General features: G+C 61.1%; 10 protein-coding genes and 1 pseudogene. 6 read left to right on the top strand and 5 right to left on the bottom strand.

Features of this window, described 5'->3' with window-relative positions; all coding sequences use genetic code 11:
* Positions 1 to 81 precede the first annotated feature (81 nt).
* From glgX to PMI29_RS12460, 3 genes are all read left to right on the top strand, one after another.
* Positions 82 to 2,244, top strand: coding sequence for a glycogen debranching protein GlgX (glgX, locus tag PMI29_RS12450; RefSeq protein ID WP_007999260.1), 2,163 nt, complete (start codon positions 82 to 84; stop codon positions 2,242 to 2,244).
* Positions 2,245 to 2,460: 216 nt separating this feature from the next.
* Positions 2,461 to 3,219, top strand: a complete 759-nt coding sequence (locus tag PMI29_RS12455; RefSeq protein ID WP_007999258.1) for a PIG-L deacetylase family protein — start codon at positions 2,461 to 2,463, stop codon at positions 3,217 to 3,219.
* A gap of 156 nt (positions 3,220 to 3,375) precedes the next feature.
* Positions 3,376 to 4,176: an endonuclease/exonuclease/phosphatase family protein gene (locus tag PMI29_RS12460; protein ID WP_007999256.1), complete on the top strand. Its 801-nt coding sequence runs from the start codon at positions 3,376 to 3,378 to the stop codon at positions 4,174 to 4,176.
* Positions 4,177 to 4,320: 144 nt separating this feature from the next.
* Here PMI29_RS12460 and glgB read toward each other — a convergent pair whose 3' ends face one another.
* The 3 genes from glgB to PMI29_RS12475 form a co-directional block, all read right to left on the bottom strand.
* Positions 4,321 to 6,552, bottom strand: coding sequence for a 1,4-alpha-glucan branching protein GlgB (gene glgB / locus PMI29_RS12465; protein WP_007999252.1), 2,232 nt, complete (start codon positions 6,550 to 6,552; stop codon positions 4,321 to 4,323).
* A gap of 2 nt (positions 6,553 to 6,554) precedes the next feature.
* On the bottom strand, positions 6,555 to 9,896 hold the full coding sequence (gene treS, locus PMI29_RS12470) for a maltose alpha-D-glucosyltransferase (protein ID WP_007999251.1): 3,342 nt from the start codon (positions 9,894 to 9,896) through the stop codon (positions 6,555 to 6,557).
* A gap of 221 nt (positions 9,897 to 10,117) precedes the next feature.
* Positions 10,118 to 12,115 (bottom strand): alpha-1,4-glucan--maltose-1-phosphate maltosyltransferase, encoded by a 1,998-nt coding sequence (locus tag PMI29_RS12475; protein ID WP_007999248.1) that lies wholly within the window; start codon positions 12,113 to 12,115, stop codon positions 10,118 to 10,120.
* A gap of 234 nt (positions 12,116 to 12,349) precedes the next feature.
* On the opposite strand from PMI29_RS12475, the pseudogene PMI29_RS32020 reads away from it, so the two are divergent.
* From PMI29_RS32020 to mapR, 3 genes and pseudogenes are all read left to right on the top strand, one after another.
* A pseudogene (locus PMI29_RS32020) lies at positions 12,350 to 12,478 on the top strand (DUF3203 family protein); the annotation flags it as partial.
* Between the two features lie 195 nt (positions 12,479 to 12,673).
* Positions 12,674 to 14,086: a cytochrome c oxidase accessory protein CcoG gene (ccoG, locus tag PMI29_RS12480; RefSeq protein WP_007999243.1), complete on the top strand. Its 1,413-nt coding sequence runs from the start codon at positions 12,674 to 12,676 to the stop codon at positions 14,084 to 14,086.
* 144 nt (positions 14,087 to 14,230) lie between these two features.
* The gene (gene mapR, locus PMI29_RS12485; protein WP_007999240.1) at positions 14,231 to 15,640 is read left to right on the top strand and encodes a GntR family transcriptional regulator MpaR; all 1,410 of its coding nucleotides are present in this window, start codon (positions 14,231 to 14,233) and stop codon (positions 15,638 to 15,640) included.
* A 151-nt stretch (positions 15,641 to 15,791) separates the two neighbouring features.
* Here the strand turns inward: mapR and PMI29_RS12490 are convergent, their stop codons facing one another.
* Complete coding sequence (locus tag PMI29_RS12490; protein WP_007999239.1) at positions 15,792 to 16,538, bottom strand: SDR family oxidoreductase; 747 nt, start codon at positions 16,536 to 16,538, stop codon at positions 15,792 to 15,794.
* A gap of 85 nt (positions 16,539 to 16,623) precedes the next feature.
* On the bottom strand, positions 16,624 to 18,459 hold a 1,836-nt coding region (locus tag PMI29_RS12495; protein WP_007999237.1), incomplete at its 5' end, for a bifunctional diguanylate cyclase/phosphodiesterase.

Raw genomic sequence — 18,459 nt, 5'->3', positions numbered from 1 at the left:
CCTGACACACCGCCTTCGCGAGCAAGCCCGCTCCCACAGGTTCCAATGCTGATCAGCGAGTATTTGTAGCCAGGAGCACTTATGACCAGCCCAAAGAAAGCCCCCGCGCCAGCCCCTCGTGCCGAAACCACACGAATCCGCGAAGGCCTGCCCTTTCCGCTGGGCGCCACCTGGGATGGACTGGGAGTCAACTTCGCCCTGTTTTCCGCCCACGCCACCAAGGTTGAATTGTGCCTGTTCGACGACACCGGCGAGGTGGAACTCGAACGCATCGAACTGCCCGAATACACCGACGAGATCTATCACGGCTACCTGCCCGACGCCCATCCGGGGCTGATCTACGGCTATCGCGTGTACGGTCCGTACGACCCGGCCAACGGCCATCGTTTCAACCCCAACAAACTGCTGATCGACCCCTACGCCAAACAACTGGTCGGCAAGCTCAAATGGTCCGAAGCGCTGTTCGGCTACACCATCGGCCACCCCGACGCCGACCTCAGCTTCGATGAACGGGACAGCGCGCCCTTCGTGCCCAAATGCAAGGTCATCGACCCGGCGCACACCTGGGGCCACGATCATCGTGTCAGCGTGCCGTGGGACAAGACCATCATTTATGAAACCCATGTGCGCGGCTTCAGCATGCGTCACCCTGCCGTCCCCGAAAACGTGCGCGGCACGTTTGCCGGGTTGATGGTCGATGATGTGGTGGAACACATCCGCAAGCTCGGCGTGTCGACCGTGGAGCTGCTGCCGATCCACGCGTTCGTCAACGACCAGCATTTGCTGCACAAGGGCATGACCAATTACTGGGGCTACAACAGCATTGCCTTCTTCGCCCCCGACCCGCGTTACCTGGCCAGTGGCAAGATTGCCGAACTCAAGGAAATGGTCGCGCACCTGCACGAAGCCAATCTGGAGGTGATCCTCGACGTGGTCTACAACCACACCGCCGAGGGCAACGAACAAGGCCCGACCCTGTCCATGCGCGGCATCGACAATGCGTCCTACTACCGCCTCAAGCCCGATGACAAGCGCTTCTATATCAACGATTCCGGCACTGGCAACACCCTGGACCTGAGCCACCCGTGCGTACTGCAAATGGTCACCGACTCCCTGCGCTACTGGGCCTCGGAAATGCACGTGGACGGCTTCCGCTTCGACCTGGCGACCATCCTCGGGCGCTATCACGACGGTTTCGACGAACGCCACAGTTTCCTCGTGGCCTGCCGCCAGGACCCGGTGCTGCGCCAGGTCAAACTGATTGCCGAACCCTGGGACTGCGGTCCCGGCGGTTACCAGGTCGGCCGCTTTCCGCCGGGGTGGGTCGAATGGAACGACAAATTCCGCGACACCGTGCGTGGGTTCTGGAAAGGCGATGACGGGCAACTGGCGGACTTTGCCAGCCGCCTGACCGCTTCGGGCGAGATGTTCAACCAACGTGGCCGACGGCCCTATTCATCGGTCAATTTCGTCACCGCCCACGACGGTTTCACCCTCAACGACCTGGTGTCGTACAACGACAAACACAACGAAGCCAACGACGAAGACAATCAGGACGGCAGCAACAACAACCTGTCGTGGAACCACGGCGTCGAAGGCCCCACCGACGATCCCGAAATCAACGCGCTGCGGCATCGGCAGATGCGCAACTTCTTCGCCACCCTGCTGCTGGCCCAAGGCACGCCGATGCTGGTGGCCGGCGACGAATTCGCCCGCACCCAGGACGGCAACAACAATGCGTACTGCCAGGACAGCGAGATCGGCTGGGTCAACTGGGACCTCAGCGAAGACGGCAAGGCCCTGCTCAAGTTCGTCAAACGTCTGATCAAGTTGCGCCTGACGTACCCGATCCTGCGCCGTGGGCGTTTTCTGGTGGGCAATTACAACGAGGACATCGGCGTCAAGGATGTGACCTGGCTGGCGCCGGACGGCACGGAAATGACCACCGAGCATTGGCACGATGCGCACAACCGATGCCTGGGCATGCTGCTCGATGGCCGCGCCCAGGAAACCGGTATTCGCCGCAAAGGCGTCGACGCAACGTTGATGCTGGTGGTGAACGCGCATCACGACATCGTCAATTTCCGCCTGCCGGAAGTGCCTGACGGCGGTTTCTGGACGTGCATGATCGACACTAACCAGCCGTCGATCCGCGGCCAGGAACGCTTTGAGTTTGGCCACGAGTATTCGGTCACCGGCCGCTCGTTGCTGCTGTTCGAGTTGCAGCATGAGGAAGAAGAGTAACGGCGAGGTTCAGGAATTCACGACGCCACTGCCGTAGAGCGGAAAAATCACATTGGTCAGGTTCGCGATGCGACGAATAGCGCGACATGAGCAATACTCGATGCGCGGCCATCCAGGGTTGGACTTGTCGCACATTGCTATCAACGAGCCTTCACGGGTCTGCCGGGCCTGGATCGCCCACGACTGAAGGCGAAGCAGAACAAGGACGTACTACCGATGAAATTCGTTTCCGTCAGCGAAGCCAGCCTGCCATCACAAATCTGGAACAGTGCCCCGCAACTGGACAGCATTCCGGTTATCAGCACCCAAACCCTGGTACCCACCGGCGCACGCGCGGTGCTGATTGCCCCGCACCCCGGCGATGAAGTCGTGATCTGCGGCGGCCTCCTGCAATTGCTCAGCAACCTGGGCCACCCGCTGCAATTGATCTCGATCACCGATGGCAGCGCCAGCCATCCGGGCTCTTTACAGTGGTCGGAAAAACGCCTCAGCGTATTTCGCCCCCAGGAAAGCGTGGAAGCCATCCGCCGACTCGGGTTGCCGATGCACAGCCTGAAGTGGATTCGTGGCGGTTTTACCGATAACGCGCTGGTGGAGCACGAAGAACAGATCGCCCAATTCATCACACGCTACCTGCGCCCCGGTGATGTGGTGTTCAGCACCTGGCGCGAGGACGGCAATGTCGACCACGACACCGTTGGCCGCGCCAGCGCCAGGGCGGCGGCCAACGCCGGGGCAACCTACAACGACGTACCGCTCTGGGCCTGGCACTGGCCGGCACGGGACCGGGAGCTGATTCCCTGGCATCGTGCCCGCAAGGTGCGCCTCGATACCTGGACCGTCGCCCGCAAGAGCCACGCCACCCACGCCTACGCCAGCCAACTCGATGGCGAACCGGCCATCGGCCTCGCACCGTTGTTGCCCCGGGCGCTGCTGGAACGCATCCGTTTGCCTTATGAAATTGTCTTCGTCTAAGACCACTGCACTTTTCTGTAGGAGCGAGCTTGCTCGCGAAAAGCCTGAGAGCGCCGCAGAGTGTCAGATTTGGCGCGTTGGCGTTAAAGGCAAACTGAACTGCCCGTCCATGCGTCAGTCGCATGCATAGGCAGCCCCCGAATCAGAGGAGTGAAAGTGGCCAGTAATTCCAAGCGGCAAACAACTGAATCGGTGCCGTTGAGTACTCCCACGGACATCCACCGACTGCGCGTGCTGACGGTCAACACCCACAAGGGGTTTACCGCACTCAACCGGCGTTTCATCCTCCCTGAATTGCGTGAAGCGGTGCGCAGTACGTCGGCAGACCTGGTGTTTCTGCAAGAAGTCGTCGGCGAGCACGACCGCCACTCTTCCCGCTACAACGATTGGCCACAAACTTCGCAATATGAATTCCTTGCCGACAGCATGTGGAGCGACTTCGCCTATGGGCGTAATGCCGTCTATCCCGACGGTCATCATGGCAATGCCCTGCTGTCGAAATACCCGATCCGCGAGTACCGAAACCTGGACGTTTCCATTACCGGCCCGGAACGTCGCGGCTTGCTGCACTGCGTGCTGGACGTGCCGGGGCATAGCGAAGTCCATGCCATCTGCGTGCACCTCAGCCTGCTGGAAAGTCACCGTCAACTGCAATTGCAATTGCTCTGTCAGCTCCTTGAGTCCCTGCCTGAGCAGGCGCCGGTGATCATTGCCGGCGACTTCAACGACTGGCAGATGCAGGGCAACGCCGCCCTGGCCCGCCGCGATGACTTGCACGAAGCCTTCGAACGCCACCATGGCCGCCCGGCCAAAACCTACCCCGCGCGGTTTCCCTTGCTGCGTCTGGACCGCGTCTACCTGCGCAACGCCAGCAGCCACGAGCCGCAAATACTCGGGAACAAGCCGTGGACGCACCTTTCTGATCATTTGCCGTTGGCGGTGGAAGTGCATCTCTGAATCACGGCCATTCAGTGCCAGGTGTCGGCGTCGATAGCACCGGCCCCTTCGCGAGCAAGCCCGCTCCCACACGGGATTTGAGTACGACATCAATCCAATGTGGGAGCGGGCTTGCTCGCGAATTGCAGCGGCGCCGACTCTGGATCAGCCCTCCGGCCGCAACATCAACACCGCCAACGGCGGCAAATTCAGCATCAACGACAACGCCTGCCCATGGCTCGGCGTTTCCTCGGCCGCCACCCCGCCACTGTTGCCGTAGTTGGAACCGGCATAGATAGACGAGTCGCTGTTGAGCACCTCGCTCCACTGCCCGGCAAACGGCACCCCGACGCGATAAGCCTCGCGCGGCACCGGCGTGAAGTTGGCCACCACCAGCACGGGCTTGCCGTCCTTGCTCCAGCGCAGCCACGCATAGACGCTATTGATCGCATCATCGCCGATCAACCACTGGAAACCCTGCGGCACGTCGTCCTGCTCGTGCAGCGCCGCCTCTTCGCGGTACAGGCGGTTGAGGTCGCCCACCAGTTTTTGCACGCCCTGGTGTTCGGGGTACTGCAACAGGTACCAGTCCAGTTGCTGGTCGTGGTTCCACTCGCGCCACTGGCCGAACTCGCAGCCCATGAACAACAGCTTCTTGCCCGGGTGCGCCCACATGAAACTCAGGTAGGCCCGCAGGTTGGCGAATTTCTGCCAGCGGTCGCCGGGCATTTTGTCGATCAGCGAATGTTTGCCGTGCACCACTTCGTCGTGGGAGATCGGCAGGATGAAGCGTTCGGACCAGGCATACACCAGGCCGAAGCTCAGTTCGTTGTGGTGATGGGCGCGGTAGACCGGGTCTTGTTGGATGTAATGCAGCGAATCGTGCATCCAGCCCATGTTCCATTTGTAGGCAAAACCCAGGCCGCCCTGTTGCGTGCCCTGGCTGACGCCCGGCCATGCGGTGGACTCTTCGGCGATCACCAGAGCGCCCGGCGCTTCCAGTGCCACGACGTCGTTGAGGTGGCGCAGGAAGTCGATAGCCTCCAGGTTCTCCCGCCCGCCATGGCGGTTCGGTACCCATTCGCCGGCCTTGCGCGAGTAGTCGCGGTACAGCATCGAGGCCACCGCATCGACGCGCAGGCCGTCGACGTGGAAATGCTTGAGCCAGTGCAGTGCCGACGCCAGCATGTAGCCGTGCACTTCGGTGCGGCCGAGGTTGTAGATCAGCGTGTCCCAATCCTGGTGGAAACCTTCCTGCGGATTGCCGTACTCGTACAGCGCCGTGCCGTCGAACTGGGCCAGGCCATGGACGTCGGTCGGAAAATGCGCCGGCACCCAGTCGAGGATCACCCCGATTTCAGCCTGGTGGCAGGCGTTGACGAACGCGGCAAACTCGTCCGGGGTGCCATAACGCGCACTCGGGGCGAATTGCGACAGCAACTGATAACCCCACGATCCGCCGAAGGGGTGCTCCATGATCGGCATCAGTTCGATGTGGGTGAAACCGAGGTCTTTCACATAGGGAATCAGTCGCTCGGCCAGTTCGGGCCAGGTGTATTGCCGGGCCACTTCACCAAGATCATCCAGTTCGCATTGCCATGAGCCGGCGTGCAACTCGTAGATCGACAGCGCGGCGGTCGGGCGCTGGCGTTCGCCACGGGACAGCATCCAGTCGTGGTCCTGCCAGTCGACCTTCAGCGGCGAAGCGACTTTCGACGCGGTGTCCGGCGGCAGGCTGGTGGCCAGCGCCACGGGATCAGCCTTCAACGGCAGAATGCCGTGGGCGCCGAGAATTTCGTATTTGTAGGCATCCCCCGCTTGCAGGCGCGGGATGAACAATTCCCAGACCCCGGTGGGATGACGCAGGCGCATTGGATGCCGGCGCCCATCCCAGACGTTGAAATCACCGACCACCGACACCCGCCGGGCATTCGGCGCCCACACGGCGAAACGCACGCCGTCGACGCCATCCACGGTCTTGAGTTGCGCGCCCAGGCAGGCACTGAGGTCGCGGTGATTGCCTTCGGCAAACAGGTACAAGTCCATTTCGCCCAGCAACGGGCCGAAGCTATAGGGGTCTTCGGCCGTTTGCTCGCCGCCGGCCCAACGGGTGCGCAGCAGATACGCTTGCGCATGGTCGAAATGCCCGACAAACAACCCCGGTGTCGCTGTGGCTTGAAGATGACCGAGCTCTTCGCCGGATGCCCTGGCCAGCACCTGCACACTCAGGGCGCCCGGCAGATAAGCGCGAATGAACTGCCCGCCAGCGCCATCGGCGTGAGGGCCGAGAATCGCAAAAGGATCGATATGCTCGGCGCGCACCAATGCATCGATATCCCGCGCGTTGGGCAGCAGCGCTTCTTTGTGATGACCCTGTTCCTTGTTCGAGACACTCATGACTACTCTCCACCCAGATCGGAAAAGGGTTTAAGCCCACTTAATAATCCATATAAACCGTGCAACGGCACGGGCAACCAGGTAGGGCGATTTTCCGCCTCATAGGCTACTTCATACGCCGCCTTCTCCAGACCGTACAACGCCAGCGCGGCATCCTCGCCTTCGGGATCTTGCCATGCATGGGCAAGACTAGCTGCCGCCAGCCGATAAGCGTCGACAAATGCTTGTCGTGCCTCGCTCAAGTAGCGATCGCTCACCCGCAAACGCGCAGCATCGGCCGCCGCGGTGTTATCGACGTTCTGCACATTGATCGCCATCGCCGCCGCATAATCGAAGGAACGCAGCACGCCGCTGACATCCTTGAACGGGCTGTGTTTGCCCCGTCGTTCATGCAATGACCGCGCCGGTTCGCCTTCGAAGTCGATCAGGTACGCATCGCCCTTGATCACCAGCACTTGCCCCAGATGCAGGTCGCCGTGCACACGAATGCGCAAGCCGCCCGCGGTCTTTTTCCCCAACGTTTGCACATGACCGAGAATGGCTTTTTTGTTGTCCAGTAAACGGCCGACCAGGGTCTGGTCCGCCGGGTTCAGCTGATTTTTATGCTGCTTGAGCAAGTTCAGTGCATGCTCGATTTGCGCCGCTATATCCTTGGCCGAGGCCAGTGCCTCCTGCTGCGTGGTGACCTGCGGCAAGAAGTCCGGGTTGGCGCTCGGCGTTGCCAGCACCTGATGCATTTCCCCCAGTCGCCGGCCCAGCATAGCGGCGAAATCTTTCAATTCGGCGAGCGCGTTGTAATGCTGTTCCTGCTCGGACACCGCGTCGGCCAGCTCATCGCGCAGCGCCCGTTCGAGGTTGTTCCGGGTCCACTCCCAGGCGTCCCCCTGATTGCTCAGATAACCTTGGGCGATCATCAGCAGGTTGTCTTCACCTGCTGCATCCCGACGCACCACGGCCCCCAGCAATGGCGAAATATTGCCGAACCCGGCGTTGGTCAGGAACGCGCTCATTTCCAGTTCCGGATGCACCCCGCAGGCAACCTTGCGGATCAGCTTCAGCACCAGGCTGTTGCCGATCACCACCGAGCTGTTGGACTGTTCGGCGGACAGGTAGCGCACCGGGGACTCAGCGTTCAGGCCGAGTTTTTCAAGCTCGGCGGTGGACTCGAAGCGAATCTCGCCATCGCCAGCGGCCAATACGCTGCCGGCCTGAATGCCTTGCAATACGGCATGCACAAAGGTTTCCAGGCTGAAGGCATCGGTGATCAGGCCGACCTGGCGTCCGCGCCGTACCCGCGACAACGCCAATTGCTGCGGCAACGGCGTACCGACCTGGTCCTCGGAGATAAAGCCGAACGGCAACTGGTAGCGACTGCTCTGGCCACCGCTGGTGACGTTGATCTCACTGAACAGTACCGGATGCTGTGGATCGCCGAACCGCACGCCATAGGCCAGATCGACCTGCTCGATGGCGGCGTCCTTGCCGGCGAACCAGCGGCGGTTCTGCAACCAGTTCGGCAGGATGTTTTGCTCCAGCGTGGTCCGTGACGGCGCTTCCAGCAGTTCTTCCATGCGCTTTTTCAGCACCAGCGTGGTGAAGTCCGGCAGGCTCTGTGCGGGCTCCACGTGCCAGCTCGGCATCTGGTTTTCCGCGGCGAGGCCGAACCAATAGAAGCCATAAGGCGCCAGCGTCAGGAGGAAATTCAACTGGCCGATGGGCGGGAACGCGTTACCCCCGAGCATCTCCACCGGCACCATGCCGACGTAGGCCGACAAATCGAGCTCGGCGGCCTGGGCACTGCGCGACACGTTGGCCACGCACAGAATGACTTCGTGTTTACCGTCCGCCCCGGTGTATTCGCGGGTGTAGGCCAGAATCCGCCGGTTGCTGGGCGACAGCATCTTCAACGTGCCACGGCCGAAGGCCTTGGATTGCTTGCGCACAGCGAGCATGCGCCGGGTCCAGTTCAACAGCGAATGCGGGTCGCCAGCCTGGGTCTCGACGTTGACCGACAGATAACCGTATTGCGGATCCATGATGGGCGGCAACACCAGGCTGGCCGGGTCGGCGCGGGAGAAACCGCCATTGCGGTCGATGGACCATTGCATCGGCGTACGCACGCCGTCGCGATCGCCGAGGTAGATGTTGTCGCCCATGCCAATCTCATCGCCGTAATACAGGGTCGGCGTGCCGGGCATCGACAGCAACAGGCTGTTGAGCAGTTCGACACGGCGTCGATCACGCTCCATCAGCGGCGCGAGACGACGACGAATCCCCAGGTTGATCCGCGCCCGGCGGTCGGCGGCGTAGTAATTCCACAGGTAATCGCGCTCCTTGTCAGTGACCATTTCCAGGGTCAGCTCATCGTGGTTGCGCAGGAAAATCGCCCACTGGCAGTTGGCGGGAATGTCCGGGGTCTGGCGCAGAATGTCGGTGATCGGGAAGCGATCTTCCTGGGCCAGGGCCATGTACATGCGCGGCATCAACGGGAAGTGAAAGGCCATGTGGCATTCGTCGCCGTTCAAGCCTTTCTTGTCGGTGTCGCCGAAGTACAACTGTGTGTCCTCCGGCCATTGATTGGCCTCGGCCAGCAGCATGCGATCGGGGTAGTTGGCGTCGATTTCGGCGCGGATTTTTTTCAGGACGTCATGGGTTTCCGGCAGGTTCTCGTTGTTGGTGCCGTCGCGTTCGATCAGGTAGGGAATCGCGTCCAGACGCAAGCCGTCGATGCCCATGTCGAGCCAGTACCGCATCACCGACAGCACCGCTTTCATGACTTGCGGATTATCGAAATTCAGGTCCGGCTGGTGGGAGTAGAAACGGTGCCAGAAGTACTGACCGGCGACCGGGTCCCAGGTCCAGTTAGACTTTTCGGTGTCGAGGAAAATGATGCGGGTGCCGTCGTATTTCTGATCGTCGTCCGACCATACGTAGAAATCCCGCGCCGCCGAACCGGGCTTGGCCTTGCGCGCACGCTGGAACCAGGGGTGCTGGTCGGAGGTGTGGTTGATGACCAGTTCGGTGATCACCCGCAGGCCGCGTTTGTGCGCCTCGGCAATGAAATGCCTGGCATCGGCCATGGTGCCGTAGTCGCTGTGCACGCCACGGTACTCGGCGATGTCATAGCCATCGTCGCGCCGCGGCGAGGGATAGAACGGCAGTAACCAGATGGTGTTGACGCCAAGGTCGGCGATGTAATCGAGCTTGGCGATAAGGCCCGGAAAGTCGCCAATCCCGTCGTTGTTGGAATCGAAATAAGATTTGACGTGAACTTGATAGATCACCGCATCCTTGTACCAGAGCGGGTCCTTGATGAACGTGGCTGCCTTGGGTTTCTTCGCCATGTGAAACTCCTGGTGAATTCAACTTTGGCCAAAGGCCTGGAATCCCCTGTGGTGCGGGGCCTGACTGTGGCGAGGGGGCTTGCCCCCGTTCGGCTGCGAAGCAGTCGTCAATACAGCGACTCGGTGTTGTTGAAAGAAAAAGCGGGGGTCGCTTCGCGACCCAACGGGGGCAAGCCCCCTCGCCACAGACAAGCTCCCTCGCCACAGAGGTTGTGGTGTTCTCAAGAAGCGGTAATGCGCCAGATCCCGAACGGCTGGTACGCCGGGTCGATCCGCATGAATTGCTGCTTGCCGTGCCACGTCCAGCGATGGCCATTCATCAAGTCTTCGCCCTGGGTGCTGGCGTTGTCGGGCAAGCCCATTTCCCACAATGGCAACTCGAAGTTCGCTTCCTGCACGTTGTGCGGATCGAGGCTGACCGCCACCAGAATGAAGTTGCTGCCGTCAAAGCTGCGTTTGCCAAAGTAGAGGATGTTGTCGTTCCAGGCGTTGTAGACCTTCAGGCCCAGATGCGTGTGCAGCGCCGGGTTTTGCCGGCGAATGCGGTTGAGCTGGGCGATCTCGGCAATGATATTGCCCGGCGCATTGAAGTCCCGCGGGCGGATCTCGTACTTCTCGGAATCGAGGTATTCCTCTTTGCCCGGCACCGGCGCCGACTCGCACAACTCGAAACCCGAGTACATGCCCCACAGGCCCGAGCCCATGGTTGCCAGTACGGCGCGGATAAGAAACCCGGGACGCCCGGAGTCGTGGAGGAACGCCGGGTTGATGTCCGGCGTATTGACGAAAAAATTCGGCCGGTAGCATTCGCGCCATGGCGATTCGTTGAGTTCGGTGAAATAACTCGCCAGTTCGGCCTTGGTGTTGCGCCAGGTGAAATAGGTGTAGCTCTGGGAATAACCGACCTTGCCCAGGCGCGCCATCATGGCCGGGGTGGTAAAGGCTTCGGCAAGGAAGATCACCTCGGGGTACAACGCCCGTACATCGGCGATCAGCCATTGCCAGAACGGCAGCGGCTTGGTGTGCGGGTTATCGACGCGAAAGATCTTCACGCCCTCCTCGACCCAGCCCACCACGATGTCGCGCAGTTCCAGCCACAGGCTCGGAATCGCCTCGGGGGTATAGAAGTCGACGTTGACGATGTCCTGGTATTTCTTTGGCGGGTTCTCCGCGTATTTGATCGTGCCGTCCGGCCGCCAGTTGAACCAGCCGGGGTGCTGCTTGAGCCACGGATGGTCCTGGGAACACTGGATGGCAAAATCCAGGGCGATTTCCAGGCCATGGGCCGCAGCGGCCGCCACCAGTCGGCGGAAGTCTTCGCGGGTACCCAACTGCGAGTGAATCGCCTCGTGCCCGCCCTCTTCGCTACCAATCGCATAGGGACTGCCCGGATCATCGGGACCCGCCGTCAGGGAATTGTTCGGGCCTTTGCGGTAGCTGCGCCCGATCGGGTGGATCGGCGGGAAATACAACACGTCGAAACCCATGTCCTGGATCATCGCCAGCCGTGAATGCACGTCATTGAAGGTGCCATGACGCGCCGGACTGTCGGTGATCGAACGCGGAAACAATTCATACCAACTGGCGAACTGCGCCAGCTCGCGCTCCACATCCACCGGGTACTCCGGGCTCAGGCTCAGGTAGGCGCGATGATTGACGCGGGCCATGAGGTCGGCGCTACGCTGGTGCAGAAACAGTGCGATCTGCTCGGTTTCGAGCAGTCCTGACAATTCATGGTGCAAGGACGCCAGTTGCTCGCTGAGTTGCCCTTCGCTACGTTCGGCGGCCTGCTGGACATGAATCCGGCCTTCCTGCAACTCCAGGCTGACGGGCACGGCAGCCGCATGCTTCTTTTCCAGCTCGTAGCGAAAACTGGCGAACTGATCGATCCAGGCTTCGATACAGAACAGATAACGGCCCTGGCTGTCGACACGGAACTGCCCTTGCCAGCCATTGTTGCCCAGATCATTCATGACCGCGCTTTGCCAGACGTCCTCGTCTTCAGCCCGCCAGCGCACCCGCACCGCCAGTTTGTCATGCCCGTCGGCGAAGACCTTGGCCGTCACCACCACGTCCTGCCCCACCACGGCTTTCACGGCAAACTGCCCGCCCTCAAGGGTCGGCATGGCGTTTTCAATGACAATTCGCGGCAGCAACAACGCCTGCGACAGCGGCATGTGCGGGTTGTAGCTCAACTCAGTCGGTTTTTCAGCCGTCATCGAGCCTCTCTCCTTACGCCCCATGGACGCGCTTGTGTCGGGTCGAAGTACCCGTCGGGCCGTTCGCCCCGGAATGCACTCCCTTAGATTCCGAGCGACAGTCGTCGGGAAAGTTTCATCAGCAATGTCCGGAATCAAGCCCTTCGCGCAGCGGTCAACCAACCAGTCCACCTACTTAAGCACGACTCACGCCATGTGCCACTGTAGGCTTGAACGATGAACAATACATTCCCGGCCGTGGACATCGAAGGCCGGCGTATCCATATCACCCTCACCGAAGCAGAAGCTGACGTATTGACCGTCGCAGGCGCAGTGGATGGACGCCGGCACTTGAAGGTCACCGAAAGTGATTCGGTGAATTGACTGACATTGATCAACATCCGCCACAGCTGTTCCGGATAGGTGTTTGTGCGTAACCACGGCGGGTGCTTCAAGTTGTCGCAGACCGCGCGAACAGCGCCATCTGATCCGCTTTTTAATGCAATACCTGAGTCTGTTATGCAAACAGATCGGCGCTCATAGTGCTCATGCCTGATGGAGGCTGATGAGCGAAAGACCATGAGCGAGAGAATCCCCGTCCGAACCGTTGAAACATTCGAGCCTTCGCGTTTAAAGACGAAGGCCAAGTCCAGCGACAACCTGATCCACACCCGCAGCTTCACCGGGCTGTTCCGCAACCTGCGGATCAGTGGCGCGGGTTTTCTGTTTTTGCTGTTTTTCGGCACCGTGTGGCTGAACTGGGGCGGCCGCCAGGCAGTGCTCTGGGATCTTTCCGAGAGCAAGTTCCATATCTTCGGCGCGACCTTCTGGCCGCAGGATTTCATCCTGCTCTCGGCACTGTTGATCATTGCCGCGTTCGGCCTGTTTGCGATCACCGTGTTCGCGGGCCGGGTCTGGTGCGGCTACACCTGCCCACAGAGTTCGTGGACCTGGCTCTTCATGTGGTGCGAGAAGATCACCGAAGGCGAACGCAACCAGCGTATCAAGTTGCAAGCCGCGCCGTGGGGCCTGAACAAACTGATGCGTCGCGCGGCCAAGCACACCTTGTGGCTGGCCATCAGCCTGCTGACCGGCCTGACCTTCGTCGGCTACTTCACGCCGATCCGGCCGCTGGCCGAAGAGCTGCTGACCTTGCAAATGAGCGGCGTCAGCCTGTTCTGGGTGCTGTTCTTTACCGGCGCCACGTACATCAATGCCGGTTGGCTGCGTGAAGCGGTGTGCATGCACATGTGCCCCTATGCGCGGTTCCAGAGCGTGATGTTCGATAAAGACACCCTGACCATTTCCTACGACGTAGCCCGAGGCGAAAACCGTGGCCCGCGCAAACGCGAGGTCAAGCCCGCCGAAGTCGGCCTGGGCGATTGCATCGATTGCCAGCTCTGCGTACAGGTCTGCCCGACCGGCATCGACATCCGCGATGGCTTGCAGATGGAATGCATCGGTTGCGCCGCGTGCATCGACGCCTGTGATTCGATCATGGACAAAATGGGCTACGCCCGGGGGCTGATCAGCTACACCTCTGAACACCAGTTGCAAGGTGGCAAGACTCACCTGCTGCGTCCGCGCCTGATCGGCTACACCGCCGTATTGCTGGTGATGATCGGCGCGCTGGTGGTGGCGCTGGTGGAACGGCCGATGGTGTCGCTCGACGTCAGCAAGGACCGGGGTCTGTTCCGCGAGAACAGCCAGGGGCAGATCGAAAACATCTACAGTCTGAAGGTGATCAACAAGACCCAGCAGCGTCAGGACTATCAATTGAGCCTGGTCGCTGCCGATGACTTCGAGTTGCAGGGCAAGTCCGGCTTGAGTCTGGCCCCGGGCGAGATCGTCGATGTGCCGGTGTCGGTGGTGATGCTCACGGAGCGTCCGGCCAGCAGTTCGCAGAGCATCAGCTTTAAGGTGGTCGACAGCGATGAGCCTGGCGTCTATAGCGTGGCGAAGAGCCGGTTTGTTGCGCCGATGAATCGCTGATCCCTTAGACTGCGGTGCTTCCATCGCGGGCAAGCCCGCTCCCACAAAAAGCGGCGCAATACCTGTGGGAGCGACGGTGCGACGATTCGACCTGCTCGCGATGAAGTCACCTCAATTTTCTGAATGACCTCAATCGGGCTTTTGATGAAACGCTACGAAAAATTCGCCGACGACATCGCAGAACTGATTCGCTCCGGCGTCCTCGGCCCGGGCCAGCGTGTGCCGTCGGTGCGCTACGCCAGCCAGACCTACGGGGTCAGCCCGTCGACAGTGTTCCAGGCCTATTACCTGCTGGAACGACGCGGGCTGATCCGCGCCCGTCCACGCTCAGGCTACTTCGTCAACGCCCATGCACCACGGCCGTTTTCCGAGCCGGTCATCAGCAGCCAGGTCAACGAGTCCACCGAAGTCGACGTCAGCGAACTGGTGTTCTCGGTGCTCGACTCGATCAAGGACCCGAACACCGTGCCCTTCGGCTCGGCGTTCCCCAGCCCGACGCTGTTTCCGCTACAACGTTTATCCCGTTCCCTGGCCAGCGCCACCCGCGAGATGGACCCACGCATGGTCGTCACCGACATGTCCCCCGGCAACCCGCAGTTGCGCCGACAAATCGCCCTGCGCTACATGGTCGGCGGGCTGATGCTGCCCATGGAGGAATTGCTGATCACCAACGGCGCGCTGGAAGCGCTGAACCTGTGCCTGCAAGCGGTCACTGAACCGGGCGATCTGGTGGCCATCGAAGCCCCGGCGTTCTACGCCTGCCTGCAAGTGCTCGAACGGCTGAAACTCAAAGCCGTGGAGATCCCGGTGCACCCGCGCGATGGCATCGACCTCGGCGTGCTCGAACAAACCCTGGAGCGGTATCCGATCAAGGCCTGTTGGTGCATGACCAGCTTCCAGAACCCCATGGGCGCGACCCTGCCCGAGGCAAAGAAACAGCAGCTCGTGGAACTGCTGCGCCGCCATCAAGTGCCGCTGATCGAAGACGATGTCTACGCCGAACTGTATTACGGTCAACAAGCACCGAAACCGGCCAAGGCATTCGATACCGAAGGCCTGGTGATGCATTGCGGCTCGTTCGCCAAAAGCCTGGCCCCCGGTTACCGCATCGGCTGGGTGGCTGCCGGTCGCTATGCGCAGAAAATCGAACGGCTGAAACTCATGACCTCGCTGTGCGCGTCGATGCCGGCCCAGGCGGCTATCGCCGATTACCTGCAACACGGGGGGTACGACCGGCATTTGCGTAAATTGCGCCACGCGCTGGAAGACCAGCAAAGCGCCATGCTCGCCGCCATCGCCCGGTATTTCCCGGCACAGACACGGGTCAGCCAACCGGCAGGCGGGTACTTCTTGTGGCTGGAGTTGCCGGAGCAGATGGACTCATTGAAGTTGTTTCAGATGGCGTTGGCGCAGGGGATCAGCATCGCACCGGGGCCGATATTCTCGCCGGCGCAGCGGTTCAGGAATTGTATTCGCTTGAATTATGGCAGCCCGTGGGATGAGGCTGCGGAGAAGGCGATGGAGACGTTGGGGCGGATTGTGCGGTCGTTCTGACAGCGCCATGTCGCTCGATAAATTGCTATCGCGAGCAAGCTCGCTCCCACAGGTTTCTCTGTACACACAAGATTTGTGAGCAGTTGAGATCCACTGTGGGAGCGAGCTTGCTCGCGATGAGGCCAGTTTCAACGACACAAAAACTGAAGCTTTAACGCCCACCGCCGAGATCGACGAAAGTCCCCGTCGCATAAGAAGCCTTGTCCGACAACAACCAGACAATCGCCTCCGCCACTTCATCCGGCCGTCCGCCCCTAGCCATCGGGATCGCCGACTCCAGCTTGCTGACCCGATCCGGGTCGCCGCTCAGGGCATGGAAATCGGTGTAGATGTAGCCGGGACGCACGGCGTTGACGCGAATCCCCTCGCCGGCCACTTCCTTGGACAGGCCGATAGTGAAGGTGTCGAGCGCGCCTTTGGAGGTGGCGTAGTCGACGTACTCGTTGGGCGCACCCAGACGCGCGGCCACCGAGGACACGTTGACGATGCTGCCGCCCTGCCCGCCGTGCTTGGGCGACATGCGCAGGATCGCGTGCTTGGCGCAGAGGATCGGCGCCAGGACGTTGGTTTTCATGATTTTGAGAATGCGGAATTCGGACATTTCGTCGACCCGGGACTTTTGCCCCACGGTGCCGGCGTTGTTCACCAGCGCGGTGACCCGCCCCAGTTCACTGTCTACCCGATTGAACAGCGCGATGACTTCGTCTTCGATGCTGACGTCGGCCCGTACCGCAATGGCCTGCGCACCGAGCGCACGGACTTGCTCCAGCACGCGCAGTGCGGCCTGTTCGTCCGCCTGGTAGTTGATGCAGATCCGATAGCCCTGCGCAGCGGCCAACAGAGCGGTGGCGGCACCGATGCCGCGGCTGCCGCCGGTGATGACGATGACTTTGTCCATGCGAGCTTTCCCCCAATCAAAGCTTAAGCGGTCGGGGCCAAGAATAACCGCCATTGATGGTTTTTGCATGGCTTCACATCGCCTGTCATGTCATCGACATCTCGCGCTCCGAACGGGCTTTCAACTGCTCGACCAATTGCTCCCCGCGATGGATTTCCACCATGAAACCTTCGGGCGGCAGCGGATGCCCCAGCAGGTAACCCTGCAACGAATCGCATCCGAGTTGAGTCAGGAAGTCCTGCTGCACGCCCGTCTCCACACCCTCGGCAACGATGCGCAACCCCAGCGCCTGGCCGAGGGCGACGATGGCCGATACGATGGCGGCGTCATCGCTGTCACGCTCCAGGTCCCGGACAAAACCGCGGTCGATTTTCAGCTCGTTGGCCGGCAGGCGCTTGAGGTACATCAAACTCGAATAGCCAGTGCCAAAATCGTCGATGGACAGGTCGACGCCCATGTCCGACAGCTCCTGAAGCACCGTCATGCTCGCATCGGCATCGCTCATGGCGGTGGTTTCAGTGATTTCCAGGGTCAGGCTGTTGGCCGGCAGATGGTGAGCCGCCAGGGCCTTGGCGACGCTCTGGACCAGCCCGGAATGACAGAACTGGATGGCCGAAAGGTTCACCGCGATGCGCCACTCGGTGTAGCCCAGCACGTACCACTCGCGCATCTGGCGGCAGGCTTCATTGAGCACCCACTCGCCGATCGGAATGATCAGCCCGGTTTTTTCCGCCAGTTCGATGAACTTGTCCGGCAACAGCATCCCTTGGGTCGGGTGCTCCCAGCGCAACAAGGCCTCGGCGCCCACCGGGCGACCATTGGCGGCATCGAACTTGGGCTGGTAATGCAGGCTGAATTCCTGATGTTCCACGGCATTGCGCAGGTCCTGCAGCAATTGCAGCTGTTTGCGGGCGTTGTTGTTCATCGAGGCATCGAAAAAGCTGTAGCCGTTTTTACCCGCGCCCTTGGCGTGATACATCGCCGCGTCGGCGTTCATCAGCAGTTCGTGGGCGGACTGTCCGTTACCCGGGTAGAGCGCGATGCCGACGCTGGCGGAAATGTGCAAATCATGTTCGGCAACCCGGAACTCACGCGCAATCAACCCGACCTGCCGGGCCGCGTGGTTCAAGGCGTCGATCTGTTCGTTAAATTGCACCAGCAACACGAACTCATCGCCGCCGATCCGCGCCAGGGTGTCCTGGCTGCGCAAGTCTTCGCGCAGGCGTAAGGCCACTTCGCGCAACAGCAGATCACCCATGTGGTGGCCAAAGGCATCGTTGACCGGTTTGAAGCCGTCCAGGTCGATGAACATCAGGGCAAAGCAACCACCCTCTTCGCGGACCCGCGACATGGCCTGATCGATTCGATCGGCGAGCAACATCCGGTTCGGCAACCCGGTGAGGGTGTCGTGCAGGGCCAGTTGGGTCAGTTCACGGTTGGCCTCGGTCAGCGACAGGGCCAGGCTCGCGGTGCGCGCCTCCAGGCGTGCATCGAGGATAGAGGTCAGCAAGGCGATGCTCAGCACCGCCAACGTGGTGATCAACACCAGGTTGTCCAGGCCCTTGCCGCTCAACCCATCGACCGCTGCGCCGCAAAAGCTGCCGTCGGCAAAGCGTGCGGCGGCCATTCCCGTGTAGTGCATGCCGACGATGGCGATGCCCATGATCACAGCGGCACCGCCACGGATCAGGCGGACATAAGGCGTGTGTTGACGCAAACGGAAAGCGATCCACAATGCCGCGCCCGAAGCACCGACCGCAATCATCAGCGAAGCGCCGAACAGCGTCGGGTCGTAGTCGATGCCCGGTTGCATGCGCATGGCGGCCATGCCGGTGTAGTGCATCGCGCTGATGCCGGCGCCCATGACCAACGCGCCAAAGGCCAGCTGCCAGGCCGGCAATTGCGGCTGGCTGACCAGCCA

The organism is Pseudomonas sp. GM49 (assembly GCF_000282355.1).
GTDB lineage: Bacteria > Pseudomonadota > Gammaproteobacteria > Pseudomonadales > Pseudomonadaceae > Aquipseudomonas.
The sequence above is the reverse complement of the archived record's forward strand: the minus strand, read 5'-3'. Positions and strand labels throughout refer to the sequence as shown.

Bases quoted from the DNA above. Each gene is read 5' to 3' on its own strand.
- glgX (WP_007999260.1), top strand. From the start codon at position 82: ATGACCAGCCCAAAGAAAGCCCCCGCGCCAGCCCCTCGTGCCGAAACC.
- PMI29_RS12455 (WP_007999258.1), top strand. From the start codon at position 2,461: ATGAAATTCGTTTCCGTCAGCGAAGCCAGCCTGCCATCACAAATCTGG.
- glgB (WP_007999252.1), bottom strand. From the start codon at position 6,552: ATGAGTGTCTCGAACAAGGAACAGGGTCATCACAAAGAAGCGCTGCTG.
- treS (WP_007999251.1), bottom strand. From the start codon at position 9,896: ATGGCGAAGAAACCCAAGGCAGCCACGTTCATCAAGGACCCGCTCTGG.
- PMI29_RS12475 (WP_007999248.1), bottom strand. From the start codon at position 12,115: ATGACGGCTGAAAAACCGACTGAGTTGAGCTACAACCCGCACATGCCG.
- ccoG (WP_007999243.1), top strand. From the start codon at position 12,674: ATGAGCGAGAGAATCCCCGTCCGAACCGTTGAAACATTCGAGCCTTCG.
- mapR (WP_007999240.1), top strand. From the start codon at position 14,231: ATGAAACGCTACGAAAAATTCGCCGACGACATCGCAGAACTGATTCGC.
- PMI29_RS12490 (WP_007999239.1), bottom strand. From the start codon at position 16,538: ATGGACAAAGTCATCGTCATCACCGGCGGCAGCCGCGGCATCGGTGCC.